The sequence below is a fragment of the Pseudomonas sp. S2_B10 genome, from assembly GCF_054668425.1.
In genome coordinates, this window is sequence record NZ_CP162768.1 from 1,896,074 (window position 1) to 1,911,554 (window position 15,481).

General features: G+C 60.3%; 19 protein-coding genes. 10 read left to right on the forward strand and 9 right to left on the reverse strand.

What is annotated here, in order from left to right:
* Positions 1-7: 7 nt before the first annotated feature.
* Positions 8-268, reverse strand: coding sequence for a putative signal transducing protein (locus AB4O45_RS08350; RefSeq protein ID WP_041479982.1), 261 nt, complete (start codon positions 266-268; stop codon positions 8-10).
* 9 nt (positions 269-277) lie between these two features.
* Positions 278-460 carry a CPXCG motif-containing cysteine-rich protein gene (locus AB4O45_RS08355; RefSeq protein WP_041479983.1) on the reverse strand — a complete coding sequence of 61 codons (183 nt, stop codon included), beginning with the start codon at positions 458-460 and terminating at the stop codon, positions 278-280.
* A gap of 138 nt (positions 461-598) precedes the next feature.
* Between AB4O45_RS08355 and AB4O45_RS08360 the strand changes: the two genes are divergently transcribed.
* The gene (locus AB4O45_RS08360) at positions 599-1,765 is read left to right on the forward strand and encodes a 1-acyl-sn-glycerol-3-phosphate acyltransferase (RefSeq protein WP_041479984.1); all 1,167 of its coding nucleotides are present in this window, start codon (positions 599-601) and stop codon (positions 1,763-1,765) included.
* A gap of 94 nt (positions 1,766-1,859) precedes the next feature.
* On the opposite strand, the gene AB4O45_RS08365 is transcribed toward AB4O45_RS08360, so the two are convergent.
* Complete coding sequence (locus tag AB4O45_RS08365) at positions 1,860-2,138, reverse strand: hypothetical protein (RefSeq protein ID WP_016770663.1); 279 nt, start codon at positions 2,136-2,138, stop codon at positions 1,860-1,862.
* A gap of 193 nt (positions 2,139-2,331) precedes the next feature.
* Between AB4O45_RS08365 and AB4O45_RS08370 the strand changes: the two genes are divergently transcribed.
* Positions 2,332-2,538, forward strand: a complete 207-nt coding sequence (locus tag AB4O45_RS08370; protein WP_095181665.1) for a hypothetical protein — start codon at positions 2,332-2,334, stop codon at positions 2,536-2,538.
* 346 nt (positions 2,539-2,884) lie between these two features.
* Here AB4O45_RS08370 and AB4O45_RS08375 read toward each other — a convergent pair whose 3' ends face one another.
* Positions 2,885-3,469 (reverse strand): YajG family lipoprotein, encoded by a 585-nt coding sequence (locus AB4O45_RS08375; protein WP_039761315.1) that lies wholly within the window; start codon positions 3,467-3,469, stop codon positions 2,885-2,887.
* A 205-nt stretch (positions 3,470-3,674) separates the two neighbouring features.
* Between AB4O45_RS08375 and AB4O45_RS08380 the strand changes: the two genes are divergently transcribed.
* Together AB4O45_RS08380 and mqo are read left to right on the forward strand one after the other, a co-directional pair.
* On the forward strand, positions 3,675-3,908 hold the full coding sequence (locus tag AB4O45_RS08380) for a hypothetical protein (RefSeq protein ID WP_073473490.1): 234 nt from the start codon (positions 3,675-3,677) through the stop codon (positions 3,906-3,908).
* 704 nt (positions 3,909-4,612) lie between these two features.
* Complete coding sequence (mqo, locus tag AB4O45_RS08385; RefSeq protein ID WP_150741831.1) at positions 4,613-6,121, forward strand: malate dehydrogenase (quinone); 1,509 nt, start codon at positions 4,613-4,615, stop codon at positions 6,119-6,121.
* Between the two features lie 137 nt (positions 6,122-6,258).
* Here mqo and AB4O45_RS08390 read toward each other — a convergent pair whose 3' ends face one another.
* From AB4O45_RS08390 to AB4O45_RS08400, 3 genes are all read right to left on the reverse strand, one after another.
* Entirely contained in the window at positions 6,259-6,546 is a 288-nt protein-coding gene (locus AB4O45_RS08390) for a PA4642 family protein (RefSeq protein ID WP_460161306.1), read from the reverse strand.
* A gap of 63 nt (positions 6,547-6,609) precedes the next feature.
* Positions 6,610-7,089, reverse strand: a complete 480-nt coding sequence (locus AB4O45_RS08395; RefSeq protein WP_315435722.1) for a hypothetical protein — start codon at positions 7,087-7,089, stop codon at positions 6,610-6,612.
* Positions 7,090-7,268: 179 nt separating this feature from the next.
* Entirely contained in the window at positions 7,269-7,826 is a 558-nt protein-coding gene (locus AB4O45_RS08400) for a hypoxanthine-guanine phosphoribosyltransferase (protein ID WP_016773231.1), read from the reverse strand.
* Between the two features lie 164 nt (positions 7,827-7,990).
* Here AB4O45_RS08400 and upp point away from each other — a divergent pair, with 164 nt between their 5' ends.
* Together upp and AB4O45_RS08410 are read left to right on the forward strand one after the other, a co-directional pair.
* Complete coding sequence (gene upp, locus AB4O45_RS08405; protein WP_024014279.1) at positions 7,991-8,629, forward strand: uracil phosphoribosyltransferase; 639 nt, start codon at positions 7,991-7,993, stop codon at positions 8,627-8,629.
* Positions 8,630-8,631: 2 nt separating this feature from the next.
* Positions 8,632-9,906 (forward strand): uracil-xanthine permease family protein, encoded by a 1,275-nt coding sequence (locus AB4O45_RS08410; protein ID WP_071173568.1) that lies wholly within the window; start codon positions 8,632-8,634, stop codon positions 9,904-9,906.
* Between the two features lie 105 nt (positions 9,907-10,011).
* Here AB4O45_RS08410 and hemH read toward each other — a convergent pair whose 3' ends face one another.
* On the reverse strand, positions 10,012-11,037 hold the full coding sequence (gene hemH, locus AB4O45_RS08415; RefSeq protein ID WP_122507857.1) for a ferrochelatase: 1,026 nt from the start codon (positions 11,035-11,037) through the stop codon (positions 10,012-10,014).
* Between the two features lie 13 nt (positions 11,038-11,050).
* The gene (locus AB4O45_RS08420) at positions 11,051-11,953 is read right to left on the reverse strand and encodes a TIGR01777 family oxidoreductase (RefSeq protein ID WP_236168901.1); all 903 of its coding nucleotides are present in this window, start codon (positions 11,951-11,953) and stop codon (positions 11,051-11,053) included.
* Positions 11,954-12,150: 197 nt separating this feature from the next.
* Between AB4O45_RS08420 and AB4O45_RS08425 the strand changes: the two genes are divergently transcribed.
* The 4 genes from AB4O45_RS08425 (at position 12,151) to AB4O45_RS08440 (ending at position 15,467) form a co-directional block, all read left to right on the forward strand.
* Positions 12,151-13,137, forward strand: a complete 987-nt coding sequence (locus AB4O45_RS08425; protein ID WP_041479990.1) for an NAD(P)/FAD-dependent oxidoreductase — start codon at positions 12,151-12,153, stop codon at positions 13,135-13,137.
* The gene (locus tag AB4O45_RS08430) at positions 13,134-13,349 is read left to right on the forward strand and encodes a TIGR02450 family Trp-rich protein (protein ID WP_076564097.1); all 216 of its coding nucleotides are present in this window, start codon (positions 13,134-13,136) and stop codon (positions 13,347-13,349) included. Before AB4O45_RS08425 ends, AB4O45_RS08430 begins: the two co-directional genes overlap by 4 nt.
* A gap of 214 nt (positions 13,350-13,563) precedes the next feature.
* Positions 13,564-14,526: a YbgA family protein gene (locus AB4O45_RS08435; protein WP_041479992.1), complete on the forward strand. Its 963-nt coding sequence runs from the start codon at positions 13,564-13,566 to the stop codon at positions 14,524-14,526.
* On the forward strand, positions 14,526-15,467 hold the full coding sequence (locus tag AB4O45_RS08440; protein WP_016773222.1) for a MerR family transcriptional regulator: 942 nt from the start codon (positions 14,526-14,528) through the stop codon (positions 15,465-15,467). The genes AB4O45_RS08435 and AB4O45_RS08440 overlap by 1 nt, the downstream gene beginning before the upstream one ends.
* The last annotated feature ends 14 nt before the right edge of the window (positions 15,468-15,481 follow it).

Below are 15,481 nucleotides of genomic sequence, written 5' to 3' on the forward strand. Positions count from 1 at the left end.
CGCCAGCCTAACAGACCAGCGTCCCGGGGAAGCTCTCCGGTTCGTCGCCGTGTAGCGGCAGCGCGGCATTGTACAAGTTGATCAGCTCGCGGGCGTATTCGGCCTGATCGTTATCCACCGACAGCCCGAGCAGGCCGAAGATCGGCAGTTCACCCGTACCGCCCACCAGATCACAGCCGATCAGGTGCGCCTCGATTCCTTCGTTGGCGAGCATGCCCTTGAGCATCTCGCCTTCCATCAGGTTCGCCGGTTCGTAGATGCGCTGCATACGCGGCCCTCACTCGTTTTCGCTGAAGACTTCCAGATGCCACTCGTCCTCATGGACTTGCAGGACAAAGGTGATCGGACGACAGCACACCTGGCAATCCTCGATATACGTTTGATCGCCGCCGGACAAATCCAGCGTGGTCTCGACTTCCTCACCGCAATACGGACATTCATACCGTGCATCTTCCAGCATCGCGGTCTCCCAAGTGACTTGTGCGTATAATCGCCGGTCTATTTGCAGGGCTATTTTTGTCTGGCTACTTTTCAGACCGTGCCCTGCGGGTTTTCGATCAAACCCTTTACTTACCCTAGCCGTTTCCAACAAGAGAGCATGATGGGCGAATTCGATGCCATCCGACCTTACGACGACAGCGAAGTACCTGCGGTACTGGCAAGGCTGCTCGGCGACAAGGCGTTTCTAGATATCCTCACCCACTTCCGCTTCCCGCGTTTTGCCGGTGCCTTCGGCTGGATGCTCAAACCTCTTATAGCCCATCGGCTGCGTCGTGAGTTTGCCGACGTGAATTCCGTGGCTACCTTACAGGACAAAGTCGAGTTCTACGTCGACCACACCATCGAGCGCGCCACCGACGGCGTGACCTATACCGGTGTCGAGCAGTTCAAGTCCGGCAGCGCCTACCTGTTCATCGCCAACCACCGGGATATCGTCATGGACCCGGCCTTCGTCAATTACGCCGTGTACCACGCCGGCCTGCCGACGCCGCGCATCGCGATTGGCGACAACCTGCTGCAGAAGCCTTTTGTCAGTGACCTGATGCGCTTGAACAAGAGCTTTATCGTCCACCGCTCGATCACCGGCCGCCGCGAGAAGATGGCTGCTTATCAGTTGCTGTCGGCGTACATCAACCACTCGATCCGCAACGACTGCGCGTCGATCTGGATTGCTCAGGCTGAAGGTCGGGCGAAGGACGGCGACGACCGTACCGAGTCGGCGATCCTCAAGATGTTCCACATGAGCCGCAAGGACGAGCCGTTCGGCGAAGTGATCCGCTCGCTCAACGTGACGCCGGTGTCGATCAGCTATGAGTACGACCCCTGCGACCAGGCCAAGGCCCGCGAACTCTACATCCGCGCCACCACCGGCACCTACGCCAAGGCGCCGGGCGAGGATGACGTGAGCATTGCCAAGGGCATCACCGGCTACAAGGGCCGGGTCCACGTAAACTTTGCCGCGCCGATCACCGAAGTGTTCGAGGACACCAAGCAATTGGCGATCGAGATGGACAAGCAGATTCTCGGCGGCTACCGGTTGTTCCCGGTGCATTACCTGGCGTACGCGCAGTGGGCGGATGCCGATCCGCAACTGAATGTGCCAACGGCGGCCGAGGTGTTCCCGGCTGACGAACTGGCCAAGGCGCAGGATGAATGGCAAAGCCGTCTGGACGCCTGTCCCGCTGAGCATCGTCCGTACCTGGTGCTGCAATATGCGACGCCGGTGCGCAATCAGTATCGGGTCAAGGCTGGATTGCCGCTGTAAAGCAACAGCAAGATCAAAAGATCGCAGCCTTCGGCAGCTCCTTGGGAATGATGTACATCCTGTAGGAGCTGCCGAAGGCTGCGATCTTTTGCTTTTAAAAGCGGGTGCTGATCCAGGAGACGATCAAAGCCAGGCCCAGGCAAGCAAATCCAAAGCGATAGAAAAACCGGTTCATGCGCAACGTCGCCCAATCGAGCATCGGCTCGGCATTGGGCTGCGCCTGGCGCTGTGCCGCCAGACTGGCCTGGGCGCGTTGCTCACGGCGGCGGGTCGCGTGCAGCAGCCAGCTGCCCGGAAAGGCCAGCAGCAAGGCCAGCAGGTTGATCAACTTGGCGGGATGGGCGGTAAACAGCGTCATCAAGTGCAGCGACATCACAGACCTCGAACTTAACCGGTGTGGCAGACGCCAGACCGACGACCGCGGCGCGGATTCTACCCAAACCCTGACGCCCTGCCCCAGCCTTTGCGACAAATAACCTGACAATCGACCGATGGCTGTCCTGTGTCATGGCATCGTCACGTGGATGCTTCACCCTGCGCGCCTCGAAACCCGAATGGAATGCGACATGCTGCACGCGGAAAACCAGGATCGCCTGTACCTCATCACTCCTTACGACGACCAGCAAAGCCTGATCGGCAGCCTTGCCTTCAACGTGCAGGATCGGCACTGGCTGGTGTATTGCGCGCTGGGCGGGCATCAGCATGCGGACCTGCCCGAGACCGATTTGTTGACTGGCGTGAGCGTGCTTGATTTCTATTCCCAGGCTGCCTGAACAAAAGCACCCTCATCCTAGCCCTCTCCCAGAGGGAGAGGGGACTGACTGAGGTGTTTGCGGTAGATACGCCGACATGAGATACCGCGCCGAATTCAGGTTTTGAAGCACACGCGATCGGCTTCCTCTCCTTGGGGAGAGGGGACTGACCGAGGTGTTTGCGGTAGATACGCCGACTTGAGATACCGCGCCGAACTCAGGTTTTGAAGCACACGCGATCGGCTCCCTCTCCCTCGGGAGAGGGCTGGGGTGAGGGGAATCGATTTCCCATACGACACAAATCTCAGATCCACAAAAAAGCCCGGAACCATCACTGGCCCCGGGCTTTTTCATATTCGCCGCACGCTTACTCAGCGAGCACCTGACCCACGGTCGGGTCCTTGAACAGACGCGTCAGTGCGTCACTCAATACATCGCTGACCAGTTTGGTATTGGTCTCCTGATTCGGCGCCATGCCGAAGCGCTGGTCCAGCGACGCACCGTAACGGCCGCTGTAACGGCGGTTGGCGTTCTGCACGTCGGAGCGGAAGGTCGCGCCGATGGTGGCTTCGGTCACGTACATGCCTTCTTTCGGCGACTGGTATTTCAGCTCGGCCAGGGTCACGGTCAGCTGCGGCGCGTTAGGTGCGCTGGTGGTCGGGGTGAAGCCGAGCAGACGTACGGCAGCTTCGGCCTGGGCCTGCAGCTTCGGCAGGATCTGCTCGCGCTGCACGGTGATGGCGCTGGTTTCCGGATACAGACCGCCACGGGTACCGAGAGTCGGCGACGGACGACCGTCGACCACACGCACGATGACCGGCTGGCCGCGACCGACCGCTGGCAATTGCGTGGTCAGCTTTGGCTCCGGATTCAGTTGTTGCGGGCTGTGGGCGCAGCCGGCGAGGGTCAAACCGGCGACAGTGATCAAACCGAACAACAGGCGTTGCAACATGCTCTTCTCTCCAGAATCAGGCACAAACAGGCCGGCAGTATAGCGGTGGGCCACTGCGCGTAACCAGCGTTGCACAGTGAATACTGAAATGTCTGACAAACCCCGCCGAAAGCGGTTCCTGTCACACATTCTTCACCGTCCATACACCGCGACGTCACGGCCCACCGGCAAGCTTCACAGCAGTCCTCCTTCAAGGAACTCTGCCATGCGTTATCTGATCTCGCTGTTCGCCCCACGCCCGCTGCATCGCAGCTTCGCCCTGCTCGACCGCAACGGCCGTTGCCAGGCTTTCAAGCAGTGCAGCCTGCAACCGATGGGCGACGACTGGGTGGAAATCGAAGAAATCCGCCTGACCTGGCTGAACCAGCCGCTGCCCGCCAGCGCCCGGGTCGTACCGCGACAAATGCGCGCACGGGGTCAGGTGCAGTTGAGCATCTGACCGGATGCCTAATAAAAGTCATTAAACACGAGCAACTGCGCGCATTTCTTCGCTACAATCTCCCCCCGATTATAAGGACGTCTCCTGATCGGGCCCCGCAACAGCGTCAATGCGCATGCATCGACATCAAAATCGCCCACAGAGAGCCGCCCACACAGATCGAGTGAAGTTGGCGCGCTTGCCTGTTCTTCCGGCAAAAACCCGCTTTTCGCGAATCTGCAGAGCTGTCATTCGCTCGGCCACCGCGTTGTTTTGCCCTAGCGGGCAGGTGCCAGGCCAAGGCAGCCCTTTTTTGAGGTTCACGTCTTCAAAAGAGCGTGAAAAAAACGGGTTTTCACAACTTCACAAGAGTGTGGCGAGCAAATGAATAGTTTTGCGTCTGAACATGCACCATTAGCGTCTGAAACAGCCCAACGACACAGGACCGGGTATACCTCGAACATCGGAGCCTGAAGCCTGTCCGCTACGGATTTGGTTGCACGAAAACGGATGACTCGACCATAAGTCGAATTGCCAGCCCTGCGCGAAAATGCGTTCATGGAACGCTTGAAACCAGGCCGCACGCATCCGTCGAAGTTGCGAAAAATTGCGAAGATTCGGACATGGCCCACCTGACCACGGATAGCCCGGGCCCACTGACCTGCCCTGGAACGCCTGGCAGCCATGCCGACAATTTGGTGCTGCAGATTTGGGAGACGCGTTAAATGGCGCATAACGAAGCAGTCGACGTAGTTCTGGTAGGGGCCGGCATCATGAGTGCCACCCTGGCCGTACTGCTCAAAGAGCTCGACCCCGCGATCAAGCTGGAAGTCGTCGAGCTGATGGATTCCGGCGCCGCCGAGAGTTCCAATCCGTGGAACAACGCCGGTACCGGTCACGCCGGCCTGTGCGAGCTGAACTACACGCCGCAGGCCGCCGATGGCAGCGTCGACATCAAGAAAGCCGTGCACATCAACACCCAGTTCGAGGTGTCGAAGCAGTTCTGGTCGTACCTGACCAAAAAAGGCACGTTCGGCTCGTGCAAATCCTTCATCAGCCCGGTTCCGCACCTGAGTTTCGTTCAGGGCGAGAGCGGTGTGTCGTTCCTCAAGGAGCGCTTCAATGTCCTGAGCAAGCACCACGCGTTTGCCGACATGGAATACACCGAAGACAAGGGCAAGATGGCCGAGTGGATGCCGCTGATGATGCCGGGCCGCTCGCCGGACGAAGTCCTCGCCGCCACCCGTGTGATGAACGGCACCGACGTCAACTTCGGCGCCCTGACCAATCAGTTGCTCAAGCACCTGAGCAGCGCCCCGGACACTCAGGTCAAATACTGCAAGCGCGTGACCGGCCTCAAGCGTAACGGCGCTGGCTGGACCGTCAGCATCAAGGACGTCAACAACGGCAACACCCGCGAAGTCGACGCCAGGTTCGTCTTCCTCGGTGCCGGTGGCGCGGCCCTGCCGTTGCTGCAGGCTTCGGGCATCGAAGAAAGCAAAGGCTTCGGCGGCTTCCCGATCAGTGGCCAGTGGCTGCGTTGCGATAACCCGGAAGTGGTCAAGCACCACCAGGCCAAGGTCTACAGCCAGGCGGCCGTGGGTTCGCCACCGATGTCGGTGCCGCACCTCGACACTCGCGTCGTCGACGGCAAGAAATCCCTGCTGTTCGGGCCATACGCCGGTTTCACCACCAAGTTCCTCAAGCATGGCTCCTTCATGGACCTGCCGATGTCGGTGCGCGCCGGCAACATCGGGCCGATGCTGGCGGTGGCGAAAAACAACATGGACCTGACCAAGTACCTGGTCAGCGAAGTGATGCAATCGATGGAACAGCGCCTGGAATCGCTGCGCCGTTTCTACCCGCAGGCGAAAGCCGAAGACTGGCGCCTGGAAGTGGCCGGCCAACGGGTGCAGATCATCAAGAAGGATCCGAAAAAGGGCGGCATCCTGCAGTTCGGTACCGAACTGGTCGCGGCGAAAGACGGCTCCCTCGCCGCGCTGCTCGGCGCATCGCCAGGCGCGTCGGTGACCGTTTCGATCATGCTCGAACTGATCGAGAAGTGCTTCCCGGCCAAGGCGTCCGGCGAATGGGCTACCAAACTGGCCGAGATCTTCCCGGCCCGTGAAAAGGTTCTGGAAACCGATGCTGCGCTGTATCGCAAGATCAACACGCAGAACAACATCGCTTTGGAACTGGTTGAAGAAAGCAGCGAGACGCCAAGCTACGCTTGATCTTGCCGCATAAAAAACGCCCCGATCGGGGCGTTTTTTCATGGCCTTGAAAAGCAAAAGATCGCAGCCTTCGGCAGCTCCTACACAGGTTTTGTGTTCAACCTGTAGGAGCTGCCGAAGGCTGCGATCTTTTGATCTTAAGAGCGGGACTTTTCGATCAGCTCGATGTAGTCCGGGGCGTTGCGCTGATCGGCGATCAGGTCAACAAAGGTCTTGCCCTGCTCATCCTTGCCATCAACGTCATAACCCGCCGCAACGAAGAAGCCCAGAAAGCGCTCGAAATCATCGATGCGCAAACCGCGATAGGCCTTGATCAGTTTGTGCAGCGACGGCGAAGTGGCGTCGATCGGCTCAAAATCGAGGAACAGCTTGATCTGCTCATCGCCGATCTCGTCACCAATCACTTGTTTCTTATCTTTACGCATTGCCGACTCCAGCTCGCAGACATGACACGGGGCGGGCAGTTTACCCTTGCCCGGCCGCCCGGCTCAACGCGGACGAATCGCCCCGGTATGAAGATCGGCCCAGATATGGCCATTGGCATAACTGAGGAACTGCACATACACCGTGTCGTTGCGCAGCAGATCCATCACCACGCGGTATTGAGCGAGCGGATAGAACAGCGTCAGGGTTTTGCTTTTATCGTCATATGCCGGTTTCTTCAGGCTTTTGCTTTCGCCGTCGAAACTCACCAGCACCTGGTTGATGTTCGCACCTTTGTTCAGAGACTTGCCCTTGAGGCGGATCAACAAGGACGAGGTGACCGGAATCGGCTGCTGATTGGACTGGCGCTGCGCACCGACCACCACCGAATATTCGCTGACCTGCAGCAGTTGCTGCTGCTCGGGTTCAGCGTCGCGCAGGGTCAGATCGTCCGGCGGCAGGAACTGGCTGTGCATCGGCGCGGCGGACAGCGGCAGGCTGAGAGACAGCAACAGGGCGGCGAGACTGCGGATCAAGAGGCTCATGACAGGCTCCGGAAGGCGGGGCCGAGCACTCTAGCATGGCTGTCGCGCAAGGATCAGCACACACAAAAACAACTGTGGGAGCGAGCCTGCCCGCGAAAGCGTCGTGTCAGTCAACATCAATGTCACTGACACATCGCATTCGCGAGCAGGCTCGCTCCCACAGGGGGCAATGCAGGTTCTTACATGCCTTTAACGGCGTAAATCCCGTTGGCGTTGCGCCAGTAGCCTTTGTAGTCCATGCCATAACCGAAGATGTAGCGGTCGATGCACGGCAGGCCGACGAAATCGGCTTTCAGGTCAGGACGTGCCTTGCGGTCGTGGTCCTTGTCGATCAGCACGGCGGTGTGCACTTTGCGTGCGCCGGCGTGTTTGCAGAAGTCGATGATCGCGCCCAGGGTATGACCTTCATCGAGGATGTCGTCGATGATCAGCACGTCGCGGTCGATGAACGAGACTTCCGGCTTGGCTTTCCAGAACAGGTCGCCGCCGCTGGTTTCGTTGCGATAACGGGTCGCGTGCAGGTAGGACGCTTCCAGCGGGAATTGCAGATGCGTCAGCAGTTTGCCGGAGAAGATCAGGCCGCCGTTCATCACGCAGAACACCACCGGATTGCTGTCAGCCAGTTGTTCGTTGATTTGTGCACCGACGCGAGCGATGGCCGCCTCGACTTCAGACTCGGTGTACAGGCAGTCAGCCTCTCGCATGATTTGACGGATATGCTCGAGATCAGCGGACATGGCGCTCTCCAGGGGTTGGCGGAATTGGAAAAGCGGGCAAAGGTACGCATCCCGCGAGGTCGAATCAAGCTCTTATGGACTAACGTACAGAATGTCCTATAGGACATCACCCTCGGATAGATTAATCTAGGCCGGTTTTTTTGCCCGCCGCCGGAGCCTTTCCCATGCCCATCCTCGAGATCCGCCATCCGCTGATCCGTCATAAACTCGGCCTGATGCGCCGCGCTGACATCAGCACCAAGAATTTCCGCGAGCTCGCTCAGGAAGTCGGCGCCCTGTTGACCTATGAAGCTACAAAAGATCTGCCGCTCGAATCCTACGACATTGCCGGTTGGTGCGGCACCGTGTCGGTGGAGAAAATCGCCGGCAAGAAGATCACCGTCGTGCCGATCCTGCGTGCCGGTATCGGCATGCTCGAAGGCGTGCTCAGCCTGATCCCGGGGGCCAAGGTCTCCGCTGTGGGCGTTGCCCGCAACGAAGAGACCCTGCAAGCGCACACCTATCTGGAAAAACTGGTACCGGAAATCGACGAACGCCTGGCGATGATCATCGACCCGATGCTCGCCACCGGCAGCTCCATGGTTGCCACCATCGACCTGCTGAAAAAGGCCGGTTGCCGCGACATCCGTGCCATGGTCCTGGTGGCCGCGCCGGAAGGCATTGCTGCCGTCGAACAGGCGCACCCGGACGTGACCATCTACACCGCGTCCATCGATGAACGTTTGAACGAGCACGGCTACATCATTCCTGGGCTTGGCGATGCTGGTGACAAGATCTTCGGCACCAAGCAGAAGGACGCGTAACCATGCAGCAAGAGTTCAACGATCCGCTCTGGCGCACGGTGCTGTCCGGCGCGCAGATGCTGTTCGTGGCCTTCGGCGCCTTGGTGCTGATGCCGCTGATCACCGGCCTGGACCCCAACGTGGCACTGTTTACCGCGGGTCTGGGGACGATCCTGTTCCAGATCGTCACCGGGCGTCAGGTGCCGGTGTTCCTCGCGTCGAGCTTCGCCTTCATCACGCCGATCATCCTCGCCAAGGGCCAGTTCGGCCTCGCCGCGACCATGGGCGGGGTGATGGCGGCCGGTTTCGTCTACACCTTCCTCGGCCTGGCTGTGAAGATCAAAGGCACCGGCTTCATTGACCGTCTGCTGCCGCCGGTAGTGATCGGTCCGGTGATCATCTCCATCGGCCTGGCCATGGCGCCGATTGCCGCGAACATGGCGATGGGCAAGGCCGGCGACGGCAGCGAGCTGATCCACTATCAGACGGCGATGATGATTTCCATGCCGGCGCTGCTGACCACGCTGATCGTGGCGGTGTTCGGCAAAGGCATCTTCCGTCTGGTGCCGATCATTTCCGGCGTGCTGGTGGGTTTTGCCATGTCGTTCTATTTCGGCGTGGTCGACACGGCGAAAATTGCTGCAGCGCCATGGTTCGCTCTGCCGCACTTCACCGCGCCCGAGTTCAATTGGCAGGCGATTCTGTTCATTGTTCCGGTAGCGCTGGCCCCGGCGATCGAACACATCGGCGGCGTGATTGCCGTGGGTAGCGTGACCGGTCGCGACTATCTGAAGAAGCCGGGCCTGCATCGCACCCTGCTCGGTGACGGCATCGCCACCACGGCCGCCGGCCTGTTCGGTGGCCCGCCCAACACCACTTACGCCGAAGTGACCGGCGCGGTGATGCTGACCAAAAACTACAACCCGAAAATCATGACCTGGGCGGCGATCTTCGCCATCACCCTGGCGTTCATCGGCAAGTTCGGCGCGCTGCTGCAGAGCATTCCGGTGCCGGTGATGGGGGGGATTCTGTGCTTGCTGTTCGGTTCGATCGCAGCGGTGGGCATGAACACCCTGATCCGTCACAAGATCGACCTGGGCGAAGCGCGCAACCTGGTGATTGTTTCGGTGACGCTGGTGTTCGGTATCGGCGGCGTGCTGGTCGGCACCGGCACCGGTCCTGATGACTTCGGCCTCAAAGGCATCGCGCTGTGCGCGGTGGTGGCGATTGCGCTGAACCTGATCCTGCCGGGCAATGATGGCTGGAAGCAGAAGAAGGCGGATGAGCCGCTGATCTAAGGCTTTCGGATCTTCATCGCCTGACAGATAGCATTCGCGAGCAGGCTCGCTCCCACAGGTCTGGAATGCATTTCAACCTGTGGGAGCGAGCCTGCTCGCGAAGTTTTAAAGGGCCAGCGGCGCTCGTTCGCAGAGGGTCGCCAGCGCCTTGGCCCATTGCGGGTCGTCGTTCAGGCACGGCACCAGCACCAACTCCTCGCCCCCCGCTTCGCGGAACTGTTCCTTGCCGCGATCGCCGATCTCTTCCAGCGTCTCGATGCAATCGGCGACGAACGCCGGGCACATCACCAGAATCTTTTTCACCCCGCTTTTGGCCAGTTCATCCAGCCGCGCTTCCGTGTACGGCTCGATCCATTTCGCCCGGCCCAGGCGCGACTGAAACGACACCGACCATTTGCCGTCCGCCAGCCCCATGCTTTTGGCGAAGGCGGCGGCGGTACGGAAACACTGCGCGCGATAACAGGTTGCCAATACCGCCGGCGAGGCGGTCTGGCAGCAATCGGCGCCTTTGAGACAGTGATTGCCCGTCGGATCGAGTTTGCTCAGATGGCGCTCAGGCAAACCGTGAAAGCTCAGCAGCAGATGATCGTAATCCTGCTGCAGATGCGGACGCGCGCTGGCGGCCAGTGCCTCGATGTATTCCGGCTGATCGTAGAACGGTTGCAGGATCGACAACTGCACGTCGAGTTTCTTCTCGCGCAGCACGCGGCGGGCTTCTTCGATCACCGTGGTCGTGGTGCTGTCGGCGAACTGTGGGTACAGCGGCGCCAAAGTGATCTTCTTATGTCCCGCTTTGACCAGACGCAGCAGACAGGTTTCGATCGACGGCTCGCCATAACGCATCGCCAGATCTACCGGGCCGTGTTTCCACGTGCGGGTCATCTGCTCTTGCAAACGGCGGCTGAGCACCACCAGCGGCGAGCCCTCTTCCCACCAGATCGAGGCATAGGCGTGTGCCGATTGCTCGGGACGCTTGATCAGGATCAGCGACACCAGCAGCCGCCGCAGCGGCCATGGCAGGTCGATCACGTAGGGGTCCATCAGAAATTGATTGAGATAGCTGCGCACATCCGCCACCGAGGTGGAGGCCGGAGAGCCCAGGTTGACCAGAAGCAAAGCGTGATCGGTCATGCAACGTCCTATTTCAGAGGCGGCTGGAGAGATCATCCAGAGCCGCGCGTAAATCCGTAAAGCGGAAGCTGAACCCCGCTTCCACCAGGCGTGCCGGCGTCGCGCGCTGGCCGCCGAGCAATAACAGTGACAGCTCGCCGAGCATGACTTTCAGCGCCAGGGTCGGCATCGGCATGAACGCCGGGCGGTGCAACACACTGCCCAGGGTCTTGGCAAATTCGCGGTTGCGCACAGGTTTCGGCGCGCAGGCATTATAAGGACCGCTGGCCTGATTCCGGTGCAGAAGAAAATCAATCAGGGCGATTTGATCGTCGATGTGAATCCACGGCATCCACTGCCGACCATTGCCCAAAGGCCCGCCCAGCCCGAGCTTGAACGGCAGCAACAGCCGCGACAAAAAGCCGCCCTCAGCCGACAGCACCAGACCGGTTCGCACCAGTACCACGCGGATGCCGAGGTTTTCGGCGCGCAGGGCGGTTTCTTCCCAGGCGATGCACAACTGACTGGCGAAGTCGTCGATGCCCGGCGGTGATTCTTCAGTCAACTCGCGTTCGCCACCGTCGCCGTACCAGCCGATCGCCGAGCCGGAAATAAGCAGCGACGGTTTCTGCGCGCGAGTTTCCAGCCACGCCAGCAGCGTTTCCGTCAGCGTGATGCGGCTGCTCCACAGCAACGCCTTGCGACGATGGGTCCAGGGGCGGTCTGCAATCGGCGCGCCGGCGAGATTGACGATCGCATCCAGCGGCTCTTCGCCGAGGTCCTCCAGACGGGCAATCCCGCGCACTTGCGCGCCGCAGATCTGCGCGACTTTTTCCGCGCGGCGACTCCACACCGTCAGCCGATGGCCCTGCTCCAGCCAGTGCCGGCAGAGCTGACGTCCGATCAAACCAGTACCGCCGGTCAGCAATATGTGCATGACATCTTCCTCGCGTGGCGTTTAACCCGGATCACTAGTCTATTTTTATAGGCAGGGATCTTTTCGATCGGGCAGGCTCTATGGTTTAACAATAGGCCAAGCTGTCAGAACGAGAACGCTAGAAGTTATACCAAAAAACAGAATTGTACAGGTTTCATCGACGGCGTAGTCTGTACAGAAAGGTAAACGAGGCCCCTATGACTGTACCTATCGCAATCATCGGCACCGGCATCGCCGGGCTCTCCGCCGCTCAGGCTCTGACAGAGACCGGGCATACCGTCCAACTGTTCGATAAAAGCCGCGGCAGCGGCGGGCGCATGTCGAGCAAGCGCAGCGACGCCGGCTCGCTGGACTTGGGCGCTCAATACTTCACCGCGCGCGACCGGCGCTTCGTCACCGAAGTGCAGCGCTGGCAGAGCCGGGGCTGGGCCGCCGAGTGGACGCCGCAGCTGTACACCTTCCAGGGCGGCCAACTGAACATGTCGCCCGACGAGCAGACCCGCTGGGTCGGCACGCCGCGCATGAGCGCCATCACCCGTGGCCTGCTCGATGGCCTGGACGTGCAGTTTGCCTGCCGCATCACCGAGGTCTATCGCGGCGAAGAGCACTGGCATCTGCAGGACGCCGACGGCTGCACCCACGGCCCCTTCAGCCATGTGGTGATCGCCACGCCGGCACCGCAAGCCACCGCGCTGCTGGCCGCCGCACCGAAACTTGCCGGCGTCGCTGCCGGGGTGAAAATGGAGCCGACCTGGGCCGTCGCCCTCGCATTTGAAACCCCGCTCGATACGCCGATCGAAGGCTGCTTCGTGCAGGACAGCCCGCTCGACTGGCTGGCGCGCAACCGCAGCAAACCCGGGCGCGACAGCACTCTCGACACGTGGGTGCTGCATGCAACCAGCGCCTGGAGCCGGCAACACATCGACCTCTCCAAGGAAGCAGTAATCGAACATCTGCACGGTGCGTTCGCCGAATTGCTGCACAGCGCCATGCCTGCGCCGACCTTCAGCCTCGCCCACCGCTGGCTCTACGCCCGCCCCGCTACCGGCCACGAGTGGACCACGCTGGCCGACGCCGACCTGGGCTTGTACGCCTGCGGCGACTGGTGCCTGTCGGGCCGCGTTGAAGGCGCTTGGCTGAGCGGTCAGGAGGCTGCACGTCGCTTGCACGAACACCTGCAATGAATCGCATCAATCCGCGCAAATTGCTGCTGTCGAAGTGGACAGCAGCCCACCCGCAAAATCGCGAAAAACATTTTCTGGTCACCGAACTGATCCGCGACGAGGAAGGTACGGTGCTGGAAGTTGAATTGCAGGCGGTGCTGACCCAGCGTAGCGAGCGACTGGATTGGCAGGTGCTGAAAGACAGCGAGCACTGGTTACTGGGCTGGAAATAGATTTCCCTTGTGGGAGCGAGCCTGCTCGCGAAAGCGCTGTATCGGATACGAAATCACTGACTGACCCACCGCTTTCGCGAGCAGGCTCGCTCCCAAATATTCAGCGCTGTAGAAAAATCTTATACAAATCATTTGACTTGTACATCCATCGATCTATGCTGAGGAAAAGTTGTACAGAGATAACTCTCTGTACAGGTATAGATTCGAGGTGCTCATGTCTACTGCTTCCCTGTCCAAGCCGAAGATCGCCATCAGCGCCTGCCTGTTGGGCGAAGAAGTGCGCTACAACGGTGGGCACAAGGAATCGCGGCTGTGCAGCCGCACCCTTACCGAATATTTCGATTTCGTCCCGCTGTGCCCGGAAGTTGCTATCGGCATGGGCATTCCCCGTGAGCCGATTCGGCTGGTCGGCGACCCTGAGCAACCCGAGGCGGTCGGCACCGTTGACCGGACCATCAACGTCACCAGGCCGCTGGCCGAGTACGGCGAGAAAATGGCCGCCGAGCTGCAGGACCTTTCCGGCTACATCTTCATGCAGCAGTCGCCCTCCTGCGGGCTGGAACGGGTCAAGGTCTATCACGACAACGGCGCGCCAGTGAATGGTGGCGGACGCGGCATCTATGCGCAGGCATTCTGTGCACAGCATCCGGATTTGCCGGTGGAAGAAGCCGGGCGCCTCAACGATCCGGTGCTGCGGGAAAACTTCATCACCCGCGTGCTGGCCTACAGCGCCTGGCAGCAAGTGCTCGCCGAGGGCCTGAGCCGCCGCGCCCTTACCGAGTTCCATTCGCGCTACAAGTACCTGCTGATGGCGCACAACCCGCTGCAATACAAAAACCTCGGCAAGATGCTCGGCAACATGGCCGACAGCGATCCCGCCGAACTCGGCCCGCGCTATTTCAGCGAGCTGATGGCCGCGCTGAAGAAATGCGCCACTCGCGGCACCCATTGCAACGTGCTGCTGCACCTCAGCGGTTATTTGAAACAATCGCTGAGCGCCGAAGACAAACAGGAAATGCAGCAGATCATCGGCCAGTACCGCCAGGGCATCGTGCCGCTCGTGGTGCCGTTGACGCTGCTCAAACACCATTTTCGACTCCATCCGGACCCGTACATCGCGCAGCAGGTTTACCTGCAGCCGCACCCGGAAAACCTCAGTCTGCGAAACGCGATCTAATGAACGATAAAACCGATAGCAGCGCCCGGGAAGACCTCGGCGCCGACTTCAAGAAAGCCCTCGACGAGGGCTGGTTGCCGATTCGCGAAGTCGCGCGGCAGACCGGCGTCAACGCCATCACCCTGCGCGCGTGGGAACGTCGCTATGGGTTGGTGGTGCCCCAGCGCACGCCCAAGGGCCATCGACTGTATAGCGCTGAACATGTGCAGCGGATCATGGCCATCCTTACCTGGCTCAACCGTGGCGTTGCGGTCAGTCAGGTCAAGCCTCTCCTCGACGCGCCGCAGGCCTTCACGGAAACTGTGGAAAACGATTGGCAGCGTCTGCATCAGACGTTGCTGTCGGCGGTCACCTCGCTCAATGAGCGCGCGCTGGATGACAGCGTCAATCAGGCCATCGCCTTGTATCCGCCACGGACGTTGTGCGAGCAATTGCTGATGCCGCTGCTGGCCGAGCTCGAACAGCGCTGGCAGGGCCAGTTCGGTGCGCAGATGGAACGGACGTTTTTCTTTTCCTGGTTGCGCAGCAAATTCGGCGCACGCATCTACCATAACAACCGTCAGCTGCATTCGGCGCCGCTGTTGTTGATCAATCATTCCGACCTGCCGCTGGAGCCGCATCTGTGGCTGTGCGCATGGCTGATCAGCAGTGCCGATTGCCCGGTGCAAGTGTTCGACTGGCCACTGCCGGCCGGTGAACTGGCGCTGACCGTCGAGCATCTGCAAGCCCGTGGCGTGCTGCTGTATTCGAGCAAAGCCATGCAACTGGCGCAGTTGCCCAAGCTGTTGGCAAACGTCAATTGCCCGACCTTGATTGCTGGCCCCACGGTGCACATCCACCACACCGAGTTGTCCGCACGCACCGCCCAGACTGCCGATCTGTTCCTGGCTGAAGATCCGCTTGCCGCACACCAGGCGCTGCTCGAGCGCGGATTGATTTGATGATGGGTTTAATC